Origin of the sequence: Streptomyces sp. HP-A2021 (assembly GCF_022807935.1) — a bacterium.
In the GTDB taxonomy this organism is placed as follows: domain Bacteria; phylum Actinomycetota; class Actinomycetes; order Streptomycetales; family Streptomycetaceae; genus Streptomyces; species Streptomyces afghaniensis.
Map to the genome: position 1 here is coordinate 6,045,858 of NZ_CP094344.1, position 24,125 is coordinate 6,069,982.

Here is a 24,125-nt window from a genome sequence, read left to right on the forward strand (position 1 = left end):
AGCACGTACCGTACGGCAGCACAGGTGGGACCAGGTGGGGCAGCGGGAAGGGGCAGCCGGTTTGACCACGCACGCACCGCAGGCGGCGCAGGCCGTCACGCTGCCCACGACGCTGGACGAGGCCGTGGCGGCACTGACCGCCGTGCCCGCCGCCGTGCCCGTCGCGGGCGGCACCGACCTGATGGCCGCCGTCAATTCCGGGCAGCTCAGGCCCGCCGCGCTGGTGGGACTCGGCAAGATCAGCGAGATCCGCGGCTGGCAGTACCTGGACGGACACGCGCTGCTCGGCGCGGGCCTCACGCACGCGCGCATGGGCCGCCCCGACTTCGCGGCGCTGATCCCGGCGCTCGCCGCCGCAGCGCGCGCCGCGGGCCCGCCGCACATCCGCAACGCGGGCACCCTGGGCGGCAACATCGCCTCGGCCGCCCCCACCGGGGACGCGCTGCCGGTGCTGGCCGCCCTGGAGGCGACCCTGATCATCGCGGGCCCGGGCGGAGCCCGCCGGGAACTCCCGGTGTCGCACCTGCTGGCCGGGATGGACATGCTGCGCGCCGGTGAACTCATCGGCTACGTGCGCGTGCCGCTGCTGCACGCCCCGCAGGTCTTCCTGAAGGCGACCGGCCGTACCGGCCCGGGGCGCGCGGTGGCGTCCGTGGCCCTGGTCCTGGACCCCGCGCGCCGGGGTGTGCGCTGCGCGGTGGGCGCCATAGCGCCGATGCCGCTGCGGCCCCTGGAGGCCGAGCAGTGGGTCGGCCGGCTCATCGACTGGGACAACAACCGCGCGCTCGTGCCGGAGGCGCTGAACGCCTTCGGCGAGTACGTCGCCGCGGCCTGCATCCCCGACGCGGCCCCGGCCGAGGACGGCTCCGTACCGCAGCTTCCGCCTGCCGTACTGCACCTGCGGCGCACCGTCGCCGCGCTGGCCCGACGAGCACTGGGGAGGGCGCTGTCGTGACCGACGACCAGCACGGAGAGGGCACGCCCCGGGGCGGGAGCCGTTGGGACCCGCTGCCCCAGGGCGAGTACGACGACGGCGCCACCGCCTTCGTCGAACTCCCCGAGGGGGGCGTCGACGCCCTGCTGGCCGCCGACAGTCCCCTCGCCGCGCCCGGCCACGGCTACGTACCGCCGCAGATAACGGTCGACCCCGCCACGACCGCCGGGACCGACCCGGCGGCCCCGGGCGGGTGGCCGGTGCCCGGCGCGCCCGTCGACGGCGCCCAGTGGCACGACCCGCACGCGGCACACCAGCAGGGCCACGAGCAGGGCGGTCACCAGCAGTCCGGACACGACACGGGGGAGCCGTCGTACGGCTCGCAGGCGCCGTACGGATCGGGCACGCCGTACGGCTCCGACGCGCAGGCGGGGCGGCACGGCGGTGACCGCTTCACGTACAACCCGGGAGCCACCGGGCAGTGGCACTTCGAGGATGCCGCGGCGGCGGAGACCGCGCCCGGCCATGACGTGACCGGGCAGTGGTCCATCCCCGTCGCCGGGGGCGACCTTCCGGACGAGTCGGGTGAGTTCACCACGTCCTCGCTCGTCGAACAGTGGGGCGGCACGCCGCCGCCCACGCTGCCGGGCGGCGCGCCCGCACCGTGGGCGACCCAGGCGGCGGGCCGGCCGTGGGGACAGCAGGAGGTCCCGCAGGACACGGCGGGGCAGGAGCAGCTCGGGCCGGGATATCCGCACGGGCACGAGCACGGGCACGAGCAGGGCGAGGGACACGGACACGGACAGCCGGGTGCTGCCGGACCGGCCTCGGGGTACGCACCGGACCCGGGCGCGCGGAACCCGCACGCCCCGGAGCAGCAGCCCGCCGGGCCCATGCCGCAGGAGTCGGACCCGGCGGCCGGCCACGCCCCGGGAGCGACCGACGGCACGGGTCACGCGCCGCAGTGGCCGGAGGGAGCGGGACAGACGCCGGAGTCGTCCGGCTTCGCCGGTCACGGGCAGGAGTCGTCGGGGGCCGGCGGTCACGGCGAGGAGTCGTCCGGGTTCGGCGGTCACGCGCAGGAGCCGTCCGGGTTGGGCGGCCATGGACCGGAACCGTCCGGGTCGGGCGGCCACGGGCCGGAGATGCCCGGCGCCGGTCACGCACCCCAGCCGGCCGACGGCGTCGGCCACGCGCCGGAGCAGCCGGCGTTCACCGACCACGGGCCGGAGCGGTCTCCCTTCGCCGGCCACCGCCCGGAGCAGCCGGCCTTCACCGACCACGGCCCGGATCCGCACGGCTTCACGGACCACGGCCCGGAGACGCACGGCGCACCTGGCCACGGCTCCGAGGCGCACGGCGCACCCGGCCACGGTCCGGAGGCGCACGGCGCACCTGGCCACGGCTCCGAGGCGCACGACGCACCTGGCCACGGTCCGGAGTCGCACGGCGTGCCCGGCCACGGCTCCGAGCAGCACGGCGTACACGGCCGCGGCTCCGAGTCGCACGGCGTGCCCGGCCACGGCCCGGAGTCGCACGGCGCACCCGGCCACGGCTCAGAGCCGCACGGCGTTCCCCGCCAGGTCTTCACGGACCACGGCTCGGATCCGTCCACCTTCGCCGACCACCGCCCGGAGCTGCCGGCCTACGCCGATCACGGGCCGGAGTCGCATGGCGCACCCGGCCAGGGGGCGGACCAGTCCGGCTTCGCGGAACGCGGCTCGGAGTCGTCCGACTTCACCGAACACCGCCCGCAGCCGCACGCCTTCACGAACCACCACGGCCCGGAGCCCTCCGGCCCACCCGGACACGCTCCCGAGCCGTCGGGGCACGTCGGTGAGCCGACCGAGCACCCCTCTGCGGCCGATGACGCACCCGAACACCCCGGGGCAGCCGCGCACGGCCCGGCGCACACCCACGAACAGCCCGCGTCCCCCCAGCCGTACCCCGAGGCCCCGGGGGAGACCCCCGGCGAGCCCGAGCCCGAGGCGCACGTGGAAGCCGCCGCGCACCCGCAGGCCGCCCAGGAAGCCCCACAGGGCGCTCCTGGCGACCGTGAGGCCGCCGAGGGCGCCCCAGAGGCCGCAGAGGGCTCTGACGCCCCCGCCGAGCCGTCCGCCGGGCCCCTCCCGGCCGAGGCGGGCCCGGGCGCCGGGCCGGAGGCCGCCGACGGCGAAACCCCGAACGACCCGGCGCCGCAGGACCTGTCCGCCGTGTCGCACGACTCGCACGACTCGGGCGACACCGAGGGCGAGGCGTCCCAGGACGCGCCCTCCACCGCCCCGCAGGAGGAACACCCCCTCGCCTCCTACGTCCTGCGCGTCAACGGCACCGACCGCCCCGTCACCGACGCGTGGATCGGCGAGTCCCTGCTGTACGTGCTGCGCGAGCGGCTCGGTCTCGCGGGCGCCAAGGACGGCTGCTCGCAGGGCGAGTGCGGCGCGTGCAACGTCCAGGTCGACGGGCGGCTCGTCGCGTCCTGCCTGGTCCCGGCCGTGACCGCCGCCGGCAGCGAGGTCCGTACCGTCGAGGGCCTGGCCGAGGACGGCCGGCCCTCGGACGTGCAGCGGGCGCTCGCGCGCTGCGGCGCCGTGCAGTGCGGCTTCTGCGTACCCGGCATGGCGATGACCGTGCACGACCTCCTGGAGGGCAACCCGGCGCCCACCGAGCTGGAGACCCGCCAGGCGCTGTGCGGCAACCTGTGCCGCTGCTCCGGCTACCGGGGCGTGGTGGACGCCGTGAAGGAGGTCGTCGCCGAACGCGAGGCACACAGCGCGCCCGCCGACGGCGACACCGACGGGGCCCGTATCCCGCACCAGGCCGGCCCGGGCGCCGGCGGCGTCAACGCGTCGGCCTTCGGCTCGCCCCCGGAATCGCACACTCCGGACCCGCACACTCCAGACCCCCATGACCAGCCCTACGGCCAGGACGGAGGCCCCGCGTGAGCAACGAAGCAGCCACCGCGCAGGTCGCACAGGCCGCGGAGGCCGCCCCCGCCCCCGAACCGCTGCCCCACGGCCTGGGCGCCTCCCTCCCTCCCGCCGACGCCCGCGCGAAGACGGAGGGCACCTTCCCGTACGCCGCCGACCTGTGGGCCGAGGGCCTGCTGTGGGCGGCCGTGCTGCGCTCACCGCACCCGCACGCGCGCATCGTCTCCATCGACACCTCCCACGCGCGCGAGATGCCCGGCGTACGCGCCGTCGTCACCCACGAGGACGTCCCCGGCAGCCCGCTGCACGGCCGCGGCAAGGCCGACCGTCCGGTCTTCGCCTCCGAGGTCGTACGCCACCACGGCGAGCCCATCGCCGCCGTCGCGGCCGACCACCCGGACACCGCGCGGATGGCCGCCGCCGCCGTCATCGTCGAGTACGAGGTGCTCGATCCGGTCACCGACCCGGAGCAGGCCTTCGAGGCGGAGCCGTTGCACCCGGACGGCAACCTGATCCGGCACATCCCGCTGCGCCACGGCGACCCGGAGGCGGCCGGCGAGATCGTCGTCGAGGGCCTGTACCGCATCGGCCGCCAGGACCCCGCGCCCATCGGCGCCGAGGCGGGCCTGGCCGTACCGCGCCCGGACGGCGGTGTGGAGCTGTACCTCGCCTCCACCGACCCGCACGCCGACCGCGACACGGCCGCCGCCGCCTTCGGCCTGGAACCCGAGCGGGTCAAGGTCGTCGTCACCGGTGTCCCCGGCGCCACGGCCGACCGCGAGGACCAGAGCTTCCAGCTCCCGCTCGGCCTGCTGGCGCTGCGCACCGGCTGCCCGGTGAAACTCGCCGCCACGCGCGAGGAGTCCTTCCTCGGGCACACCCACCGGCACCCCACCCTGCTGCGCTACCGCCACCACGCCGACGCCGAGGGCAGACTCGTGAAGGTGGAGGCGCAGATCCTGCTCGACGCGGGCGCCTACGCGGACACCTCCGCCGACGCCCTGGCCGCCGCCGTCGCGTTCGCCTGCGGCCCGTACGTCGTCCCGAACGCCTTCATCGAGGGCTGGGCCGTACGCACCAACAACCCCCCGTCCGGCCACGTACGCGGCGAAGGCGCCATGCAGGTCTGTGCCGCCTACGAGGCGCAGATGGACAAGATCGCCAAGAAGCTCGGCATCGACCCGGCCGAGGTGCGGCTGCGCAACGCCATGGCGACGGGCGACGTGCTGCCGACCGGCCAGACCGTGACCTGCCCGGCCCCCGTCGCCGAACTGCTCCAGGCCGTGCGGGACTTCCCGCTCCCGCCGCTGCCCAAGGACACCCCCGAGGAGGAGTGGCTGCTGCCCGGCGGCCCCGAGGGCGCGGGCGAACCGGGCGCGGTGCGCCGGGGCGTGGGCTACGGCGTGGGCATGGTGCACATGCTCGGCGCGGAGGGCGCGGACGAGGTCTCCACGGCGACGGTGAAGGTCCACGACGGCGTGGCGACGGTGCTGTGCGCGGCAGTCGAGACCGGCCAGGGCTTCACGACGCTGGCCCGGCAGATCGTGCAGGAGACGCTCGGCATAGACGAGGTGCACGTGGCGCCGGTCGACACCGACCAGCCCCCGGCGGGCGCGGGCTGCCGCGGCCGGCACACCTGGGTGTCGGGCGGCGCGGTGGAGCGCGCGGCCAAGATGGTCCGCACGCAGCTCCTCCAGCCGCTCGCCCACAAGTTCGGCATGTCCACGGAGCTGCTCCAGATCACCGACGGCAAGATCACGTCGTACGACGGCGTCCTGTCGACGACCGTCACCGAGGCGCTGGACGGCAAGGAACTGTGGGCCACCGCCCAGTGCCGCCCGCACCCGACCGAGCCGCTGAACGAGGCCGGCCAGGGCGACGCCTTCGTCGGCATGTCCTTCTGCGCGATCCGCGCGGTGGTGGACGTCGACATCGAGATCGGCTCCGTACGGGTCGTGGAACTGGCCGTCGCCCAGGACGTGGGGCGGATCCTGAACCCGGCCCAGCTGGCCGCCCGGATCGAGGCGGGCGTGACCCAGGGCGTGGGCATCGCGCTGACCGAGAACCTGCGCACCCCGCGCGGCCTGATCCGCCACCCGGACCTGACCGGTTACGCCCTCCCGACGGCCCTCGACGCGCCCGACATCCGCATCGTCAGGCTGGTCGAGGAGCGGGACGTCGTCGCCCCCTTCGGGGCGAAGGCGGTCAGCGCGGTGCCCGTGGTGACGTCCCCGGCGGCCATCGCGTCCGCCGTACGGGCCGCCACGGGCCGCCCCGTGAACCGCCTGCCGATCCGCCCGCAGGCCGCGGTGGTCACGGAACGGTCCTGAGGCCGGTGCCGCCCCGGGGGCGGCCCGGACCCCGCGCATAGGACTTCGCTCCGCCCATTCGCTCCGCCCGCATGAAACTGACGCCGCGCCAGAGAATGAAAGCGATTTCGGCGGAAAGGGAACGCGCGAGGGTGCTCTGAGCGTCCTGTGAGGTGGACGCGTGTGGTCGCCGGGGCGCGCGTCGCTGTTCCGGGGCGTTGTCAGTGGTGGGGCGTACTGTTCTGGGCAGTGGGGGACGGCTGCCGGGCCTGGCCGGGCGGACTGCCGTGCTCCGCCAGGGGACGGTGAGCAAGCACATGCGGGGGAGCCCATGAGTACGACCGACGCCGGTTCCGCGGTGATCACCCTGACCGAGTCCGAGCTGGATCCGTGGGTGACGCACGCGTCGACGCGGCACTGGCTGACCGGGCCCGGACTGCCGTGCGACAGCGGCGTGCTGAGCTTCGCCGGGCTGGGCCGGGAGGGTCTGCGCACGGTGGCGGACTCGACGGGCGATCCGGAGGACCGGCTGTCGGCGGAGCTGCGCGAGCAGCTCGTGATAGGCGGACTGCTCGGCCCCGGAGGCCTGGAGACGGAGTCGGTCCTGCTGGACGGCGCGACGGGCGAGATCTCGACGACGTACTTCCTGCACGACCGCCCCGACCTGATGGACCGCCGCCCCCTGGCGCCGTCGCTGCGGACGCTGGTGCGCTTCGCCGAGGCGACGGACGAACTGGCGGGTCTGCGCGGCCAGTTCGCCTCCTACGCGGGCCGCTTCGGCCCGAAGGCGGTGGCGGAGGCCTCCCAGCACCTGCTGGCGGTGTTCCGGGACGGGGCGGACGGCGAGCCGGCCCCGTTCTGGAAGATGGCGGCACTGATCCGCCCGCTCTCCCTGGTCGCGGGCCGGGGCGGCACGTCCGGCCTGTCCCTGGACCTCCCGCACCGCCTCCTGGACCAGGAGTTCGGCCCCGGCAAGGTGGCCCGCTTCGAGGACGTCGACTTCCCCGCGACCCTCACGCACGAGCCGACCCGCCGCTTCCTGCGCGAGGTGGGCCTCCCGGAGGAGGCCCACGTCTTCTCCCTGGACACGGACGTCCCGCTGGCGACGCTCGCGGAGTACCACGCCGACACCGACGGCCCCGCGGAGCTCCCCGCCGGGGCCCACCGCCTGATACGCCTCGGCCACCTCGTCGAGGACAACAGCCTGGTCGTCGACGGCGCGACGGGCGCGGTCCTGAACTGGAGCGAGCCCGAGGCGACGCTGTCCCCGCTGAACACGGACGTGTCGACCCTGGCCTTCACTCTCTGGCTCCTGCACCGCGAGCGGGCGATCGACGCCCAGTCCGACCACGAGCTGACGACGGACACCTACGACCAGCTGGCCATGACGATGCTCCAGGTCCTCTCCGCGGTCGACCCGACGGGCGTCACGGCGGGCAGATCGGGCCGCCACTACTGGACGGACGCGTTCCAGGACGAGGCGGGCGGGGTGCTCTGACGGCGCTGCCGTCAGGCGGACCCGGCGGCGCTGCGGCGGCGTACGACGAACACCAGGCTGCCACCGATCACCGCGGCGGCGGCCGCGGCACCGGCGAGGAGCGGGGTGCCGTCGGAGCCGGTGGAGGCGAGGTTGCCGCCGGTGGTGCCGCCGGTCGTGGTGCCGCCGGAACCACTCGTCGTGGTGCCGGTCGAGGCCGACGCCGAGGGGGAGGCCGTGGCACCCGTGCCGCCGGCTGCCTGGCCCTCCGGATCGTTGCCGTTCCCGCCGTCGCCGTTCCCGCCGTTGCCGGAGCCGCCGTCGGCGCCGTCCGAGGGGCTCGGCCCGGGCTCGTTGTCGCTCGGCAGGTCGATGCTGATCAGGGCGGTGTTGTTGGCGCGGTTCTTGTCGTACGCGGGGGCGATGTCGTAGACGGACGACGCCTTGACCTCGCCCTCGGGGTCCTGCGCCGACTTCTCGATCTTCAGCGTGAAGGTGTACGCCAGGGACTGGCCCACGTCGAGGGTCCCGTCCTGCGGCCAGCAGACGTACTTGGGCTTGCCGGTGGTCCCCTGCGGTCCGCTCGGCCCGTCGATCCCGAACGGCGCGCAGTCCTTCGGCACGCCGACGGCGACGGTGCCCGGCGGGATCTGCACCAGCAGGCCCGGGAGGTCGTCGCTCTCCTGGTTCTGCACCCAGCCGGGGCCGTCGTTGCGCAGGGTCGCCGTGACCGACTGCTCCTCGCCGGGCAGCGCCTCGGTGTCCTCGCCGACCGCGACGAGGTCGGCGGTGTTGTCCGCGGTCAGGGTCAGCCGCCGGTAGCTGTCGTCGTACCCCTCGCCCGGGGCGTCACCGGTCGCGCTCGTGCCGTACTCGACGGCCTCCATCAGGGCGTTGTCCAGCGCCTTGAACCGGACGGGCGTGGTGACGGAGGCGCCGGGCTCGATGACCGTGTCGAGCTCGCAGAGCGCCTGCCGCACCTGGTCCTTGACGGTCGAGTAGCTGCAACCCTTCACCTGCTCGGGGAAGTCCAGCCCGCGCGTGAGGCGGACCCGGAAGGTGACTCCGTCCACGGCGGCCGTGCCCTTGTTGGTGAGGGTGACGGACTTGTCGTACACCTCACCGGGCTTGGGAGTCGCGGAAGGCAGGGCCGACACGACCAGCTCGGGCGCGCCCTCCTCGGCCTGCGCCAGGGGTGCGGCGACGGCGGGACCGGCGACGGCGATCACGGCAGCGGCCAGGACGGCTGCCGAGGGGCGGAGGTGCACGGTGATTCTCCTCGTCGAAACAGTGGGCCAGACGACCGGAACGTCGGCTACCGGTCATGTCCTGGACACGTGAGAGACGCCGAGGGTTGTGCGCGACTTTACGGAGCCGCGTCCGGGGCTGTGCACCGAGTCCTGACGCCCGGCGGATTGCCCCGCTGCGCCCTGAACGCGCCCTTTCCCGGTCACCGGCCCGCGCACATGCTCGCGCCATGGGGGGACACAGACGAGTCGAGCGTCATCCCGTTACCCGACCCGACGGACACCGGCAGCGGCCACCGGACGCCCCACGGCCTTGGGAGAAGACCGACCGGGCCCAGGCCGCGATGGAAGGCGCCACCGGGCCCGAGCCGCCCGCTCCGCCCGTCTGCCCCAACTGCGGGCTCGTGGGTGATCGGCGTGTCACCTACTACGGCTGGCACGTCCTCCTGGAACCGGACATGCCGGTACCCGCACACATGGTGCCCGCCTGGCACCGCTGGTACGTGGACGTGGGTTGCGTGGCCTGGCGTGGCTGAGGTGACCCGCAGCGCTTGTGGTCGCTGGACCCGATGGTCTGTGCGTCCGGGAACGGCCGGAGCCCCGCACGAGGCGGGGCGCCGGGTGGATGATGGTCCGGTGTCCGGGGCTGTTGACGGCAGTCCCGGGCCGGGCACTTTCTACTGCCGATTCAGACGCCGACTTGGCGCATCCGTGTGCCAGGAGCCGAGGACCTCGCCGAGGACGGGCCAGAGCACCGTGTTGCGCCCCCATACCGGGTCGATGAGCGTGACCTGCCAGGCCCGGGCGACCTTGCGCACGGCCAGGCGGTCGCACCCGGGCAGGATCCGACGCACCGCGAGCCCGGCACCCAGTTCCCCATCCCGGTGTTGACCCACCGGCTTCGGCGGCTCACGCGTACAGGGCCCGGGCGAGCGCCGGGTCCGCGACGAATCCGGAGACTAACGCCCGCTGACGCCACGGCAGTACATGGAACGTGGCAACTTCGCCGGGCTGAGAGCCTTCGGTGAGGCCCCCCGTCGTTGGCGGCCGCGAGGACCTCCACCAAGGGCTTGGTCTCCGGATCCGGGCCGCCGGGACCGAGGACCCGACCTCACAGCAGGGTGAGTCCCGCCTCTGACCTGACCGTCACACCGAAGCTCCCCCGTCGGAGGGTTCGATGCGGATCACGATGGATTTGGTCACCGGCGTGTTACTGGTCTCGGCCGTGGAGTCCAGGGCGACCAGCACGTTCGTCTCCGGGTAGTAGGCGGCGGCGCAGCCGCGCGGCGTCGGATAGCGGACGGCGCGGAAGCCGGGGGCGCGGCGTTCACCGTCCGGGTTGACGCTGATCAGATCGACCAGGTCGCCGTCGTGGAGGTGGAGGTCGCGGAGGTCCTTCCGGTTGAGGAAGACGACCCGCCGTCCTCCCTTGATGCCGCGGTAACGGTCGTCGAGGCCGTAGACGGTGGTGTTGAACTGGTCGTGCGACCGTACCGTCGTCAGCAGCAGGTGTCCCGGCGGAACTTCGGGCGCGGTCGGTGGGTTGACCGTGAACTGCGCCTTGCCGGTCGACGTGGGAAAGGTGCGGGAGTCGCGCGGTGCCCGGGGGAGCATGAAGCCGCCGGGCTGCCGGACGCGCTCCTCGTATGCGTGGAATCCGGGGCAGACGTGCTCGATGTGGCGGCGGATCACGGCGTAGTCGTCGCGCATGCCGCGCCAGCCGAGGTCGTCGCCGAAGAGAGCGTGCCCGAGGTCGGCGACGATCGCGACCTCGCTGCGCAGGTGCGGTGATCCCGGAAGGAGCCGTCCGTGCGACGAGTGCACCATGGCCATCGTGTCCTCGACCGTCACGAACTGCTCACCGGAGACCTGCCGGTCGCGCTCGGTGCGGCCGAGGCAGGGCAGAAGCAACGCCTCGGTGCCGTGGCACAGATGGGACCGGTTCAGCTTGGTCGCGACGTGGACGGTGAGGGCGCAGTTGGCCAGCGCGGTCTCCGTGACCTGCGTGTCCGGCGTGGCCGCGGCGAAGTTGCCGCCGAGGCCCATGAACACGTCGACCTCACCGTCGCGCATGGCCTTGATCGAGCCGACGGTGTCCAGGCCGTGGGCACGGGGCGGATCGAACCCGAACTCGTCGCGGAGCCTGTCCAGGAACGGTTGCGGCATCCTCTCCCAGATGCCCATGCTGCGGTCGCCCTGGACGTTGCTGTGCCCGCGGATCGGGGCGGGCCCGGCACCGGGGCGCCCGATATTGCCGCGCAACAGGAGGAAGTTGACGATCTCGCGGATGGTTGCCACGGCGTTGCGGTGCTGGGTGAGGCCCATCGCCCAGCAGACGATGACGCTGTCCGCGGCGAGCACGTCGGCCGCGCAGTCCTCGATCAGGCGGCGGGGCAGGCCGGCCATCGTCTCGATCTGCGACCAGTCCAGGGCACGCCATGATGTCGCGGCCGCTTCGAAGCCGTCGCAGTACCGGTCGATGAAGTGGTGGTCGAGCACGGAGCCCGGCTGGGAGTCCTCCCGGTCGACCAGGGTACGGTTCAGGCCCGCGAAAAGGGCCAGATCGCCGTTGATGCGCACGGGGAGCCAGCGGTCGGCGAGCTGCGTGCCCGGGCCGACCAGGCCGCGCGCGGTCTGTGGGTTGTGATAGCGGCCGAACCCGGCTTCGGGGAGCGGGTTGGCTGCGATGATGCGGGCGCCGCGCCGCTTGGCCTGTTCGAGCGCGCTGAGCATGCGGGGGTGGCAGGTGCCGGGGTTCTGGCCCACGATGATGATCAAGTCCGCGTAATCGGTGATGTCGGAGATCGTGATGAGACCTTTTCCGACGCCGATGGTCGCGCTCAGGGCCTCGCCGCTCGACTCGTGGCACATGTTCGAGCAGTCGGGCAGATTGTTCGTGCCGAGCCTGCGCGCCAGCAACTGGTAGAGGAAGGCGGCCTCGTTGCTCGTCCGGCCGCTGGTGTAGAAGACGGCACGGTTCGGATCGGCGAGGCCGAGCAGGCGATCGGCGGTGAGCGCGAGCGCGTCCTCCCACGAGATGGGCGCGTAGTGCGTCGCGCCGGGGGCGAGGTGCATCGGCTGGGTCAGCCGGCCCTGCGACTCCAGCCAGTGACCGTCCCGCTCCCGCAGGTCAGCGACGGAGTGCTCGGCGAAGAACGCCGCGTCGACGCGTTTGCGTGTGGCCTCCCAGGCGACGGCCTTCGCGCCGTTCTCGCAGAACTCCGCGATCTTCCGGTGGTCGGGATCGGGGTCGCCCCACGCACAGCTCGGACAGTCGAAACCGTCTACGTGGTTCACCTTCAACAGCGTCTGCAGACTCCGCTTCGGCCCCATTTCGGCCATGGAATACCGCGCGGATTCGGTGATGCCGTGAATTCCGACGCTGGCCTTCTCGGGTCCTGACGAGGTCACGTCCGATACGGGCGGGTTGATCGGTTTCTCAGTCATGACTGCCTCTTTGCCCTATATGTGGACTATCGTATGCGAGAGCAAAGTCGATCGCAGCCGTCGCCTCGCTCCGAGCAATGCCCGGCCGTCAGGGCAGCCGGTCTTCTACCGGGCGTATCGGGGCAAACCGCAGCCAGGTCCGGCACCCTCACCTGACGTCGACGAAGTCGTCGGCTGGCGTGGACGGGCGGCCTGGTCGGAACCGCCGTGGTGCTTCACGTCGTAGACCCGGTCTCCGACGAGACCGACCGCGCCGGTGCCCTTGGGGCCGGGGGCGATGACGGCGACCGGGCCGTCGACGGGCCGCTTGTCGATGCCTGTCGCGCTGAGACCCTTCCAAGGGTTGGGGCGGGGAATGCCGACATTGACGGAGAGCAGCTTCACCGCCGGGGGTCAGGCCGGCCACTCTCGGATCACCGGGGCGTTTCGCAGGTGAACTCGTCACGTGGGGTGTAGTGGGTGCGGAACGGCTCCCGCCTCACTTCCTTGCCGTCGTTGTGGAAGACCCGCTCGACGGTGACGTCGAAGCCCTCGAGCGGGGTCTGCGGCACGCATTTCTTGTCGGCGCTCACCTTCTGCTCCGGCTCTTTCACATTGCTGCGGGGCCCCTTGACCGATGTGATCCGGTCGTAATTCCTGGTGCCGAGGAAGGTGATGGTCACCGAGGTGTCGGTGGACTCGGCCTGGACGTAGACGGCGTTGCCGGAGTCGTTGGCGAACCTGAGATCGAGGCTGCCCCAGGCGACCGTCGCCTCCCGGCCCTCCGGGTAACGCTCGAGGTGGAAGGAGTGGGCGCCGGGCACCGAGCAGCCGCGCAGCCGCGCAGCCAGTCCAGCTCCTGGGTGAGCTCCCTCGCCGGCTGGAAGCGCCGTCCAACGGCGTTCAGCTTTCGGCGACCGCCGGGCTTGGCCTTGCACTGAATCGGGATGGGTGACTTGCTGCCCCCGCTTGGTCATCTCCCGATGCCGGCTGACGCTTTACGCCTGTGGAGGCCGTGGCGGGATTCGAACCCGCGTAACTCGCTTTGCAGGCGAGCCCCTGAACCACTCGGGCACACGGCCGGGACCGAGACCGACTCGACTGCCGTGGCGGGATTCGAACTCGCGTGACTCCCCGCGAGCGGAGCTCGCTGATGGATGCAGCGCAGACGAGCCCCTGAACCGCTCGGGCACACGACCGTGTCTGAACTCGGTGCAGTGACCGTAGGTCGGGGTGGAGTGAGGGCTCAAGGGCATCGGGCGGGCTGCAACGTGACTGCCATACGCAGTTCATGAAAGGGGCCGAGAGGAGGGGTGTACGACCAAGGTCCCATGAGGGGACCCATCTCGCGACAGGGGTCAAAGTGCCGTGTGGCCCTTACTCTGGCGGTCATGACCGCCCCGAAGCCGCATGACGCAGATGTCGTGGAAGCCGATGGCCTGACCTCCCTTCCCCCGGCGGACGAGACCGTGCTGGGGCGGACCTATCGGGCGCTGAGCTTCGGGATCGTCTCCGTGGTGCTGCTCATCGCGTTCGAGGCGACGGCGGTCGGTACGGCGATGCCTGTCGCGGCGCGGGAGTTGGACGGGGTGCCGCTGTACGCGTTCGCGTTCTCCGGGTACTTCACGACGAGTCTGTTCGGGATGGTGCTCTCCGGGCAGTGGTCGGACCGGCGTGGGCCCCTCGGGCCGTTGACTACGGGCATCGCCTCCTTCGGGGCCGGGCTGTTGCTGTCGGGGACGGCCGGGGCGATGTGGGTGTTCGTCCTGGGGCGGGCTGTGCAGGGGCTCGGCGGCGGGCTGGTGATCGTCGCGCTGTACGTCGTCGTCGGGCGGGCGTATCCGGAGCGGCTGCGGCCGGCCATCATGGCCGCGTTCGCCGCGAGCTGGATCCTGCCGTCGATCGTCGGCCCGCTCGCCGCCGGCACGGTGACCGAGCAGCTCGGGTGGCGGTGGGTGTTCATCGGGATACCCGTGCTCGTCGTCTTCCCGCTCGCGCTCGCGCTGCCGCAGATACGGCGCCGGGCCGCCGGACCGGTACCCGCGGCGGAGCCTTCTCCGTCCGGCCGATCCGACCGACCCCCCTCCTTCGACCGCCGCCGCATCCGCCTGGCCCTGGCCATCTCCGTCGGCGCCGGCCTGCTCCAGTACGCCGCCCAGGACCTGCGCCCGCTCTCGCTCCTGCCGGGCGCGGCCGGACTGGCCCTGCTGGTGCCGGCCGTGCTCGGACTGTTGCCCAGGGGCACCTACCGGGCCGCTCGCGGGCTGCCCTCCGTCGTGCTGCTGCGCGGCGTCGCGGCGGGGTCCTTCATCGCCGCCGAGTCCTTCGTGCCGCTGATGCTGGTGACGCAGCGCGGGCTCAGTCCGACACTGGCCGGGTTCTCGCTCGCCGCGGGCGGCGGGACGTGGGCGCTGGGCTCGTGGGTGCAGTCGCGGTCGCGGTTCGAAGCGTATCGGGAGCGGTTGACGACTCTCGGCATGCTGCTGGTGGCGGCGGCCATCGCCACCGCGCCGAGTGTGCTGATCGACTCCGTGCCCGTCTGGACCCTGGCCGTCGCCTGGGCCTTCGGTTGCTTCGGCATGGGCCTCGTCATCTCCTCCACGAGCGTGCTCCTGCTCAAGCTCTCCGCCCCCGAGGAGGCCGGCACCAACTCCGCCGCCCTCCAGATCTCCGACGGCCTCTCCAACGTCGTCCTGCTCTCCGCCGGAGGCGCCGCCTTCGCCGGCCTCGGCGGCGGCACGGTCACCCACACCCCCACCGACACCACCGCCTCCCACCCGGCCGCATTCACCGCGGTGTTCCTGCCGATGGCGGTGGTGGCGCTGGTGGGGGCGTGGGTGACCACGCGGTTGCGGGAGCGGTGAGAGCCGTTGGGCGGTGGGCTGTTCGGCACGGGCGGCACGGGCGGGCCGTAATACGGTCGCCCGTTCCCGACGGCGCTCCCTATCGTCAGCGGCGTGACCGATTTCACCATCTCCCTCCCGCCGCACGTCCGGCAGGAGCTCGACGACCTCGCGGACGCCACCGGCCGCCTCCCCGAGGACATCGCGCTGGACGCCGTACTGCACAGGTTGGCGCGGGAGTCGTCGGCGGTGCGGGGCACGGCGGAGTCGCTCGCGGTCGCGCATGCCGATCTGCTGCGCAGGCTCGGCGAATGACCAGACACCTCACCGTCGCGGAGGTCACGACGATCGCCCGGATCGCCTTCGGCGGGCGTGCCCCCGAGGTCCGCCGGACCGGGCTGTTCGTCTCCGCCGTGCACCGCCCGCGCGCCCGCATGTTCGGCACGGCGGCCTACGAGGACCTGCACGAGCAGGCGGCCGCTCTGCTGCACGCCATCGCGACGAACCACCCCCTCGTGGACGGGAACAAGCGCACGGCCTGGCTGGCCGCCGCGACCTTCCTCGGGGTCAACGGCGTCGACCTCACGGGCTGCGACCAGGACACCGCGTACGCCCTGGTCATCGATGTCGCCTCCGGGGACGAGAGCGACATCCGCCTCATCGCCGAGCGCCTGCGGCGGCTGTGACGTGGATCCCACCCTGGCATGACCCGGGCTTGTCCGCGCATGGGCAGTGGTGGGCCGCCGGTAGGGTGGCCCGGTTGTCATACGTAGCCGAGCCGTCAGGCTCCCCTCGAACGAGCCGCCCGACCCCCAACGGAGACCGTGACTACCACCGCCGGCACCAGCTCTGCCTCGCACCACCTGTCCCCGGCGTTCCCCGGCCGCGCCCCCTGGGGTACCGCCAGCAAGCTGCGCGCCTGGCAGCAGGGCGCGATGGAGAAGTACATCCAGGAGCAGCCGCGGGACTTCCTGGCGGTCGCCACCCCCGGCGCCGGCAAGACGACCTTCGCGCTGACGCTGGCGTCCTGGCTGCTGCACCACCACGTCGTGCAGCAGGTCACCGTGGTGGCCCCGACCGAGCACCTGAAGAAGCAGTGGGCGGAGGCCGCGGCCCGCATAGGCATCAAGCTCGACCCGGAGTACAGCGCCGGGCCGCTCGGCCGGGAGTACCACGGGGTCGCCGTGACGTACGCGGGCGTCGGTGTGCGGCCGATGCTCCACCGCAACCGCGTCGAGCAGCGCAAGACCCTGGTCATCCTCGACGAGATCCACCACGCCGGTGACAGCAAGTCCTGGGGCGAGGCCTGTCTGGAGGCCTTCGAGCCCGCCACCCGCCGGCTGGCCCTCACCGGTACGCCCTTCCGGTCCGACACCAACCCCATCCCCTTCGTGACGTACGAGGAGGGGAACGACGGAATCCGTCGGTCCGCCGCCGACTACACCTACGGCTACGGCAACGCCCTGGCCGACAACGTCGTCCGGCCCGTCATCTTCCTCTCCTACAGCGGCAACATGCGCTGGCGCACCAAGGCCGGTGACGAGGTCGCCGCGCGGCTGGGCGAGCCCATGACCAAGGACGCCATCAGCCAGGCCTGGCGGACCGCCCTCGATCCGCGCGGTGAGTGGATGCCGGCCGTGCTGCGCGCCGCCGACCAGCGGCTGACCGAGGTCAGGAAGGCCATCCCGGACGCCGGCGCGCTCGTCATCGCCTCCGACCAGGACTCGGCGCGTGCGTACGCCAAGCTGATCCGCGAGATCACCGGCAGCAAGGCGACCCTCGTGCTGTCCGACGACGCCGGCGCCTCCGAGCGGATCGACGAGTTCAGCGCGAACACCGACCGGTGGATGGTCGCCGTGCGGATGGTGTCCGAGGGCGTCGACGTGCCACGCCTCGCGGTGGGCGTGTACGCCACCACCATCTCCACTCCGCTCTTCTTCGCGCAGGCCGTCGGCCGTTTCGTACGGTCCCGGCGGCGCGGCGAGACGGCCTCCGTGTTCCTGCCGACCGTGCCGGACCTGCTCTCCTTCGCCAACGAGATGGAGCGCGAGCGGGACCACGTCCTCGACAAGCCCAAGAAGGAGGGCGAGGAGGACCCGTACGCCGAATCCGAGAAGGAGATGGAGGAGGCGAACAAGGAGCAGGACGAGGACACCGGCGAGCAGGACATGCTGCCCTTCGAGGCGCTGGAGTCCGACGCGGTCTTCGACCGGGTCATGTACAACGGCGCCGAGTTCGGCATGCAGGCCCACCCGGGGAGCGAGGAGGAGCAGGACTACCTCGGCATCCCGGGGCTGCTGGAGCCCGACCAGGTGCAGCTGCTGCTCCAGAAGCGGCAGGCCCGGCAGATCGCGCACAGCCGCAAGAAGCCGGACGAGGAGGCCGACCTGCTCGAAGTGCCCGCCGAGCGGCGGCCGGTGGTCTCCCACAAGGAGATGATGGAGCTGCGGCGGCAGCTCAACACGATGGTCGGCGCGTACGTCCACCAGAGCGGCAAGCCGCACGGCGTGATCCACACGGAGCTGCGGCGCGTGTGCGGGGGGCCTCCGGCGGCCGAGGCCACGGCGGGGCAGCTACGGCAGCGGATCGCCAAGGTGCAGGAGTGGGCCACGCGCATGAAGTGACCCCCGGGTCGTACGTATGCGGGCAAAGGGCGCCAGTCGGTCCTGGACGGTGCCCGGATTCTGGACGGAGCCTTCCGCTCAGCGAACTCCCTTCGCTACTGTCCGGCTACGCATACGCCCCGTGGCAGCGCCGCCGCGGAGCGCAGCCGTGAAGCGACGCGGCCCGGACAGGCCGGGCCGCCGGCCGATCGGCGGCCTCTGAAGCGCGTCGCCGACGGGACTCGGTGACGCATCCGCCGACCAGGGGGCCGTCGACCTCACCACTAAGGAGTGGGCGTCGTGACCGCGGAGACCTCCCAGACGCTCGACAGGGGACTGCGTGTCCTCAAGCTGCTCGCCGACACGGACCACGGGCTGACCGTGACCGAGCTCTCCCTCAAACTGGGCGTCAACCGGACCGTGGTGTACCGGTTGCTCGCCACGCTGGAACAGCACGCGCTGATACGCCGTGACCTGGGCGGACGTGCCCGGGTCGGGCTCGGCGTGCTGCGTCTGGGGCGGCAGGTCCATCCCCTCGTACGGGAGGCCGCGATGCCGGCGCTGCGGTCGCTGGCCGAGGACATCGGCGCGACGGCGCACCTGACCCTGGTCGACGGCTCGGACGCGCTCGCCGTGGCCGTGGTGGAGCCGACCTGGACGGACTATCACGTCGCCTACCGGGCCGGCTTCCGTCACTCCCTGGACCGGGGCGCCGCCGGGAAGGCGATACTCGCGGCCCGGCAGCACCCGATGAGGGACCCGGGCTTCACCCTGACCCACGGGGAGCTGGAGGCCGGCGCGTGCGGGGCGGCGGCGCCGCTTCTGGGTGTGACGGGCGTCGAGGGCAGTGTGGGCGTGGTGATGCTGGCGGACGTGGTGCCGGAGCGCGTGGGGGCCAGGGTCGTCGAGGCGGCACGAGAGGTCGCGGACGCGCTGCGCTGACGTGCGCGGACGCGCTGCGCTGACGTGCGCGGATCCCTCCTGTCGGGCCCCGGGTGACCTGGGCCCGGCCCGATTCCGTGCCCGAGTTAGATTGATCCCGTGTTCTCTCGCCTCACGCGCCCCCAGGCCATCGCCGTCTGTGCCCTGCCCGTCGTGGGTCTGCTCGCCACGGCGGTGTTCGCGCCGCTGCCGTTCTCGGTGGCGCAGCCCGGGCAGACGACGAACGTGCTCGGCGAGGACAAGGGCTCCCCGGTGATCACGATCTCGGGCGCGCCGACCCGGAACACCCCTGGCCAGCTGCGTATGACCACCATCGTCGCGACCTCACCGGACACCCGGGTCTCGCTCCCGGACATCATCGACAACTGGTTCCGCACGGACCGGGCGGTCATGCCGCGCGACGCGATCTACCCGAGCGGCGACACCGTCCAGGAGATCGAGCGGCACAACGAGAAGCAGATGAAGGAGTCCCAGGACGCGGCGACGCAGGCCGCGCTGAACTATCTCGGCCTCGACGACAAGGACGTCAAGGTCGGCCTGAGGCTCGCGGACGTGGGCGGGCCCAGTGCGGGGCTGCTGTTCTCCCTGGGGATCATCGACAAGCTCGACGGTGACGGCACCGGTGGTGATCTGACCGGGGGCCGTGTCATCGCCGGCACCGGCACGATCGCCGCCGACGGCACGGTCGGGGCGGTGGGCGGCGTCGCCCTCAAGACCCAGGCCGCCAAGCGGGACGGGGCGACCGTGTTCCTCGTCCCGAAGGCGGAGTGCGCGGACGCGCGGGCCGAACTGCCGAAGGGCCTGCGGCTGATTCCGGTGACCACGCTGAAGAGCACGGTGAGTTCCCTGGTGGCCCTGGAGACGGGCAAGGGGTCCGTGCCCAGCTGTTAGTGGGCGGCGGCTGCCGTCCCCGGCCGGGTGGCGAGCCTTAATCCGACCTCCACGAGGGTCCAGCCGAGGCGGGTACGGAGGCCATGTCTGTTCCGGGCGGCAGGGTGCAGGACGTCGGCTTCGGCACGGAGGTCGGCGGCGCGGGCGTGGTGCAGGGCGAGGTGGATGTCCGGGTGCATGGGTGATGGCCTCTCACAGCTTCGTCTGACTGGGGAAGACGTGCGTGTGGACGCGCACCGTTTCCGCGTCCGGGGTGCCCTCGGGCAGAGGGTGGTAGCTCTGAACCAGGTCGTGCATCTTGCCGATCAGCTCACGGGCGAGTTCCGGAGTGAGTCGCAGGGTGAAGTCGCTCAGATCGGTGGCGCCGTCCCACTCCTCGGCCCAGTCGCTCGCGGTGCCGAGCCAGGTCGCGACCTCTCGGGTGTGCACGTTCGCGATCTCGTAGCGGAACACGGCGACGGCTCCGCGCACGGCCGGGTCCGGGTCCTTGATCAGGGTCTCGTCGAGTTGGACGCCCTGGTCCACGGCCTTCCACCAGCGCTCCCGTCCCTTGCCGCGCTCCGGGTCGTCCGCGACGAATCCGTGCGCGGCGAGTTGCCGTAGGTGGTAGCTGGTCGCGCCGCTCGACTCGCCCAGCTTCTCCGCCAGTTGGGAGGCGGTGGCGGGACCGCCGCGCCGCAGCGCGATCAGCAGCTGCATCCGCAGGGGATGAGCCAGTCCGCGCAGGGAGCGGGCATCGAGCAGTCGGGGAGCCGGTTCTTCGGGCATGCGTACAAAGGTAGCGTTGCAAAGGAGCCTTTGCAACGGCTTCTTTGTAAGTCACCCCTCCCTGACCAACCCCTCCTCGACCATCCACTCCAACGCCACCTGATGCGGATCCTCCCCCTCCACATCCACCTTCGCGTTCAGCGTCCGCGCCACCGTGTTGTTCAGCCTCGCCGTCACCGGGTCCAGCACATCCGCGATCGCCGGCCACCGCCTGAGGGTCTTCGCGTTGATCATCGGTGCGGCGTTGTAGTTGGGGAAGAACTTCCTGTCGTCCGCCATGACCGCCAGATTCATGGAGTTGATGCGCCCGTCGGTGGTGAACACCTCCCCGTACGGGCAACTCCCCTTCGACGTCTGGGTGTAGATGATCCCCGTGTCCATCTGCGTGACGTTCCGCGCCGGCAGCTCCATCCCGTACGCCCGCTGCATGCCCGGCAACCCGTCCGCCCGGTTCGCGAACTCGACCTCCACGCACAGCTTCACCGCCCCCGGGTCGGACTTCGCCAGCTTCGCCACGTCCGACAGGGTCTTCGTGCCGTACTTCTTCGCGTTCTCCTGGTTCATGGCCAGCGCGTAGGTGTTGTTCAGGGACGACGGCCGCAGCCAGGTCAGCCCGTTCGCCGCGTCGGCCTTCCGGACCGCCTCCCACTGCTCGCGCGGATCGGTGACCGGCTTGCTGTTCCCCAGGTACGTGATCCAGGCCGTGCCCGTGTACTCGTACCCGGCGTCGGCGTCGCCCTTGCGGACGGCCTCGCGGCTGCCGATGGAACCCTGGATGCCCGTGCGGTCGAGTACTTCCGCCCCGGCCGCCTCCAGGGCGATGCCCATGATCGCGCCGAGGATCAGCCCCTCGGTGAAGGACTTGGACGTCACCGTCAGGCTCGCGCCCTTCAGCGGCTCGCCCCGCCCGACCGACCCGGGCCGCACGTCGTCCGCCATGGGGGAGCCGCTGGTCAGTCCGCAGCCCGCGACCGGCAGTCCCGCGACCAGCAGCCCCGCTGCCACCAGGGACGGACGCCGTCTCATGGCTGGAGCCCCCGCGGCCGCAGGAGCACCTCCGCCAGCGAGGCCAGCCAGTCCACCAGCAGCGCCAGGACCACCGTGAGGACCGAGCCCAGCACCAGCACCGGCATCCGCTGGTTGGTGATCCCGGTCGTGATCAGCACGCCGAGCCCGCCGCCCCCGCCGAAGACCGCCAGGGTCGCGGTGCCGACGTTCAGGACGAGGGCCGTGCGGACACCCGCCAGGATCAGCGGGACCGCCAGCGGCAGTTCGACCCGGGTCAGGACTCCCACCGGCGACATGCCGATGCCCCGCGCCGCCTCCAGCAGCGTCGGGTCGTTCGCCTTCAGCCCGGTGATCGTGTTCGACAGCACGGGCAGCACGGCGTAGGCGATGATGCCGATCAGGGCGGCCCTGCGGCCGATGCCCAGCCAGATGACGAGGAGCGCCAGCAGGCCGATCGCGGGCGTCGCCTGGCCCATGTTGGCGAACGCCATCGCCACCGGAGTGGCCCTGCGGAACGCCGGGCGGGTCAGCAGGATGCCCAGCGGGATCGCGATGATCAGCACGAAGAACGTGGAGATCGCGGTCAGTTGGATGTGCTGCCACAGGGCCTTGGAGACCTGGCCGCCCGACAGGGCGTTCCGGGTCAGCGCGTCCAGGTCGGCCTGCCGGAACCAGAGCCAGGTGGCCAGCAGTACGGCCACCAGGACGGCGGGCAGCACGGTCAGCTTCTGCCAGCCGACGTGCCGGGGCGGCGGGCCGGGTGGCGTCCGGGGCGCCTCGGCCTCCTCCTCGTCCGCCGGCTCGGGGGCGGCTCGCACCGGCCCGGGAGCGGTCACCGCGTCCCTCCGAAGCCGCCCACACCCGTGACGCTTCCGCCGCCCTCCTGCTCCGCGTGCGTCTGCGCCGCGCGCAGTTCCTCCAGCTCGTGCTGGTGCTCCAGCGCGTCCAGCCGGTCGGCCTCCAGCATGTCGTGCACGGAGTTGAGGAGCGTCTCCATGTCGACGACACCGGTGTACTCACCGCGCCGCCCCGTGACCGCCACCCGCCCGGTGTTGTCGGTGAGCACCGCCTCCAGCGCGTCCCGCAGGGTCGCGTCCCGGGTGACCGTGTCGTGCACCAGCGTCCCGGCGCGGGCCAGCGAGCCCCGGGCCCGCATCAGGTCGCCGCGCCTGAGCCACTTGTAGGGGCGGCCGAGCCGGTCGAGCAGCAGGACCTCGTTGATGCCGCCGGCCCGCAGCCGGTTGAAGATCTGCTGCAACGGGTCGTCGATCATCACCGTCGGATAGTCGGTGATCTCCACGTCCCGTACGCGGGTCAGGTTCAGCCGCTTCAGCGCCGCCCCGGCGCCGACGAAGCCCGACACGAAGTCGTCCGCCGGGTTGGTGAGGATCGCCTCCGGGGTGTCGAACTGCGCGATGTGGGACCGCTCGCGCAGCACGGCGATCCGGTCGCCGATCTTGATCGCCTCGTCGAAGTCGTGCGTGACGAAGACGATCGTCTTGTGCAGCTCGTGCTGGAGCCGGATCAGCTCGTCCTGGAGATGTTCACGGGTGATCGGGTCCACCGCCCCGAACGGCTCGTCCATCAGCAGCACCGGGGGATCGGCGGCGAGGGCCCGGGCCACGCCCACCCGCTGCTGCTGGCCGCCGGAGAGCTGGCGTGGGTAGCGGCCGTGGAACTCGCCGGGGTCGAGGCCGACGAGGTCGAGCAGTTCCTCGGTCCGCGCCCTGATCCGGGCCTTCGGCCAGCCGATCATCCTCGGTACCAGCGCGATGTTCTGCGCGACCGTCATGTGCGGGAAGAGCCCGGCGGACTGGATGGCGTAACCGACCTTGCGGCGCAGCCCGACCGGGTCGATGTCGGTGACGTCCTCACCGCCCATGCGGATACGGCCGCCGGTCGGCTCGATCAACCTGTTGATCATCTTGAGCGTGGTCGACTTGCCGCAGCCCGAGGGCCCGACGAGGACGACGACCTCGCCCGCCTTGATCTCCATGCTCACGTTGTCCACGGCCGGCTGCGCACTGCCGGGGTACCGCTTGGTCAGGCCCTCCAGCTCGATCGAGGCCCCGTGGTCGCCGGTCTCAGGCACGGATTCCCCCGGGAATGGTCAGCCGCCCGATCAGGACGTACGCGGCGTCGAACAGCAGCGCCAGGACGATGATGCCGAGCGTGCCCGCGAGGACCTGGTTGAGCGCGTTGGCGCTGCCGAGTGAGGCGAGGCCGCGGAAGATGACGTTGCCGAGGCCGGGGCCGGAGGCGTACGCCGCGATGGCCGCGATGCCCATCAGCATCTGGGTCGCGACCCGGATCCCGGTCAGGATCGGCGGCCAGGCCAGCGGCAGCTCGATCCGCAGCAGCCGGGCCGACCGGGACATGCCGATGCCGGTGGCCGCGTCCACCAGCGCCGGATCGACCCCGCGCAGCCCGACGATCGCGTTGCGCACGACCGGCAGCAGCCCGTACAGCGTCAGCGCGATCACCGTCGGAGGTACGCCCAGCCCCACCACCGGGATGAGCAGACCGATCAGGGCGAGCGCCGGCACGGTCAGGATGGTGGCGGTGGCCGTGGTGGCGAGGTTCCCGGCCCACTCGCTGCGGTAGGTGGCGACGCCGATCAGGATCCCGAGCACGGCCGCGACGACCATGCACTGGAAGACGGCGCTCGCGTGCTGGTAGGCGTCCGTGAGCAGCTGCTGGTGCCGGCCGGCCAGATACTCCCAGAAGTTCACACGCGCTCACCCCTG

Annotated in this window: 20 protein-coding genes, 1 tRNA gene and 2 pseudogenes; 11 read left to right on the forward strand and 12 right to left on the reverse strand. The window is 72.3% G+C overall.

The genetic code is table 11. From position 1 onward, the window contains the following. Window positions 1–61: 61 nt before the first annotated feature. The 4 genes from MQE23_RS27350 (at window position 62) to MQE23_RS27365 (ending at window position 7,671) form a co-directional block, all read left to right on the forward strand. Complete coding sequence (locus tag MQE23_RS27350; RefSeq protein WP_020274540.1) at window positions 62–955, forward strand: FAD binding domain-containing protein; 894 nt, start codon at window positions 62–64, stop codon at window positions 953–955. Continuing rightward, the gene (locus MQE23_RS27355; RefSeq protein WP_243380536.1) at window positions 952–3,879 is read left to right on the forward strand and encodes a 2Fe-2S iron-sulfur cluster-binding protein; all 2,928 of its coding nucleotides are present in this window, start codon (window positions 952–954) and stop codon (window positions 3,877–3,879) included. Before MQE23_RS27350 ends, MQE23_RS27355 begins: the two co-directional genes overlap by 4 nt. Further along, window positions 3,876–6,194 carry a molybdopterin cofactor-binding domain-containing protein gene (locus MQE23_RS27360; RefSeq protein ID WP_243380537.1) on the forward strand — a complete coding sequence of 773 codons (2,319 nt, stop codon included), beginning with the start codon at window positions 3,876–3,878 and terminating at the stop codon, window positions 6,192–6,194. Before MQE23_RS27355 ends, MQE23_RS27360 begins: the two co-directional genes overlap by 4 nt. Before the next feature lie 310 nt (window positions 6,195–6,504). Further along, window positions 6,505–7,671, forward strand: a complete 1,167-nt coding sequence (locus MQE23_RS27365) for an SUKH-4 family immunity protein (protein WP_020277715.1) — start codon at window positions 6,505–6,507, stop codon at window positions 7,669–7,671. An 11-nt stretch (window positions 7,672–7,682) separates the two neighbouring features. On the opposite strand, the gene MQE23_RS27370 is transcribed toward MQE23_RS27365, so the two are convergent. Then, window positions 7,683–8,918 carry an LPXTG cell wall anchor domain-containing protein gene (locus MQE23_RS27370; RefSeq protein ID WP_243380538.1) on the reverse strand — a complete coding sequence of 412 codons (1,236 nt, stop codon included), beginning with the start codon at window positions 8,916–8,918 and terminating at the stop codon, window positions 7,683–7,685. Window positions 8,919–9,127: 209 nt separating this feature from the next. Here MQE23_RS27370 and MQE23_RS27375 point away from each other — a divergent pair, with 209 nt between their 5' ends. Further along, window positions 9,128–9,433: a DUF6083 domain-containing protein gene (locus MQE23_RS27375; protein WP_243380539.1), complete on the forward strand. Its 306-nt coding sequence runs from the start codon at window positions 9,128–9,130 to the stop codon at window positions 9,431–9,433. Window positions 9,434–9,574: 141 nt separating this feature from the next. Here MQE23_RS27375 and MQE23_RS27380 read toward each other — a convergent pair whose 3' ends face one another. The 5 genes and pseudogenes from MQE23_RS27380 to MQE23_RS27400 all read right to left on the reverse strand — a co-directional run bounded on the left by MQE23_RS27380 (window position 9,575) and on the right by MQE23_RS27400 (window position 13,405). Further along, entirely contained in the window at window positions 9,575–9,751 is a 177-nt protein-coding gene (locus MQE23_RS27380; RefSeq protein WP_154693913.1) for a hypothetical protein, read from the reverse strand. 292 nt (window positions 9,752–10,043) lie between these two features. After that, complete coding sequence (locus MQE23_RS27385; protein ID WP_037674510.1) at window positions 10,044–12,344, reverse strand: FdhF/YdeP family oxidoreductase; 2,301 nt, start codon at window positions 12,342–12,344, stop codon at window positions 10,044–10,046. A 189-nt stretch (window positions 12,345–12,533) separates the two neighbouring features. Then, window positions 12,534–12,728: pseudogene (locus MQE23_RS27390) on the reverse strand (MOSC domain-containing protein); the annotation flags it as partial. Between the two features lie 29 nt (window positions 12,729–12,757). Continuing rightward, a pseudogene (locus tag MQE23_RS27395) lies at window positions 12,758–13,141 on the reverse strand (VanW family protein); the annotation flags it as partial. Between the two features lie 189 nt (window positions 13,142–13,330). Beyond that, a tRNA-Cys gene (locus MQE23_RS27400) sits at window positions 13,331–13,405 on the reverse strand. Between the two features lie 309 nt (window positions 13,406–13,714). Between MQE23_RS27400 and MQE23_RS27405 the strand changes: the two genes are divergently transcribed. From MQE23_RS27405 to MQE23_RS27430, 6 genes are all read left to right on the forward strand, one after another. Beyond that, on the forward strand, window positions 13,715–15,187 hold the full coding sequence (locus MQE23_RS27405; protein WP_243380540.1) for an MFS transporter: 1,473 nt from the start codon (window positions 13,715–13,717) through the stop codon (window positions 15,185–15,187). Between the two features lie 93 nt (window positions 15,188–15,280). After that, window positions 15,281–15,481 carry a hypothetical protein gene (locus tag MQE23_RS27410; protein WP_020277708.1) on the forward strand — a complete coding sequence of 67 codons (201 nt, stop codon included), beginning with the start codon at window positions 15,281–15,283 and terminating at the stop codon, window positions 15,479–15,481. Further along, window positions 15,478–15,852 (forward strand): type II toxin-antitoxin system death-on-curing family toxin, encoded by a 375-nt coding sequence (locus tag MQE23_RS27415; RefSeq protein WP_243380541.1) that lies wholly within the window; start codon window positions 15,478–15,480, stop codon window positions 15,850–15,852. Before MQE23_RS27410 ends, MQE23_RS27415 begins: the two co-directional genes overlap by 4 nt. Window positions 15,853–15,990: 138 nt before the next feature. Continuing rightward, window positions 15,991–17,790: a DEAD/DEAH box helicase gene (locus MQE23_RS27420; RefSeq protein WP_020277706.1), complete on the forward strand. Its 1,800-nt coding sequence runs from the start codon at window positions 15,991–15,993 to the stop codon at window positions 17,788–17,790. A gap of 279 nt (window positions 17,791–18,069) precedes the next feature. After that, window positions 18,070–18,711, forward strand: coding sequence for a helix-turn-helix domain-containing protein (locus MQE23_RS27425; protein WP_037674506.1), 642 nt, complete (start codon window positions 18,070–18,072; stop codon window positions 18,709–18,711). Between the two features lie 99 nt (window positions 18,712–18,810). Continuing rightward, window positions 18,811–19,602 carry a S16 family serine protease gene (locus tag MQE23_RS27430; protein WP_020277704.1) on the forward strand — a complete coding sequence of 264 codons (792 nt, stop codon included), beginning with the start codon at window positions 18,811–18,813 and terminating at the stop codon, window positions 19,600–19,602. Here the strand turns inward: MQE23_RS27430 and MQE23_RS27435 are convergent. From MQE23_RS27435 to MQE23_RS27460, 6 genes are read right to left on the reverse strand one after another with little or no spacing between them, the layout of a single operon-like run. Then, window positions 19,599–19,781 carry a hypothetical protein gene (locus MQE23_RS27435; protein WP_020277703.1) on the reverse strand — a complete coding sequence of 61 codons (183 nt, stop codon included), beginning with the start codon at window positions 19,779–19,781 and terminating at the stop codon, window positions 19,599–19,601. The two genes, MQE23_RS27430 and MQE23_RS27435, sit on opposite strands and share 4 nt — an antisense overlap. Before the next feature lie 13 nt (window positions 19,782–19,794). After that, window positions 19,795–20,370 carry a helix-turn-helix domain-containing protein gene (locus MQE23_RS27440; RefSeq protein ID WP_020277702.1) on the reverse strand — a complete coding sequence of 192 codons (576 nt, stop codon included), beginning with the start codon at window positions 20,368–20,370 and terminating at the stop codon, window positions 19,795–19,797. 51 nt (window positions 20,371–20,421) lie between these two features. Beyond that, on the reverse strand, window positions 20,422–21,396 hold the full coding sequence (locus MQE23_RS27445; protein WP_037674502.1) for a glycine betaine ABC transporter substrate-binding protein: 975 nt from the start codon (window positions 21,394–21,396) through the stop codon (window positions 20,422–20,424). Beyond that, the gene (locus tag MQE23_RS27450) at window positions 21,393–22,214 is read right to left on the reverse strand and encodes an ABC transporter permease (RefSeq protein WP_243380542.1); all 822 of its coding nucleotides are present in this window, start codon (window positions 22,212–22,214) and stop codon (window positions 21,393–21,395) included. Before MQE23_RS27450 ends, MQE23_RS27445 begins: the two co-directional genes overlap by 4 nt. Further along, the gene (locus tag MQE23_RS27455) at window positions 22,211–23,470 is read right to left on the reverse strand and encodes a betaine/proline/choline family ABC transporter ATP-binding protein (protein ID WP_243380543.1); all 1,260 of its coding nucleotides are present in this window, start codon (window positions 23,468–23,470) and stop codon (window positions 22,211–22,213) included. The genes MQE23_RS27450 and MQE23_RS27455 overlap by 4 nt, the downstream gene beginning before the upstream one ends. After that, on the reverse strand, window positions 23,463–24,110 hold the full coding sequence (locus MQE23_RS27460; protein WP_020277696.1) for an ABC transporter permease: 648 nt from the start codon (window positions 24,108–24,110) through the stop codon (window positions 23,463–23,465). Before MQE23_RS27460 ends, MQE23_RS27455 begins: the two co-directional genes overlap by 8 nt. Window positions 24,111–24,125: the final 15 nt, after the last annotated feature.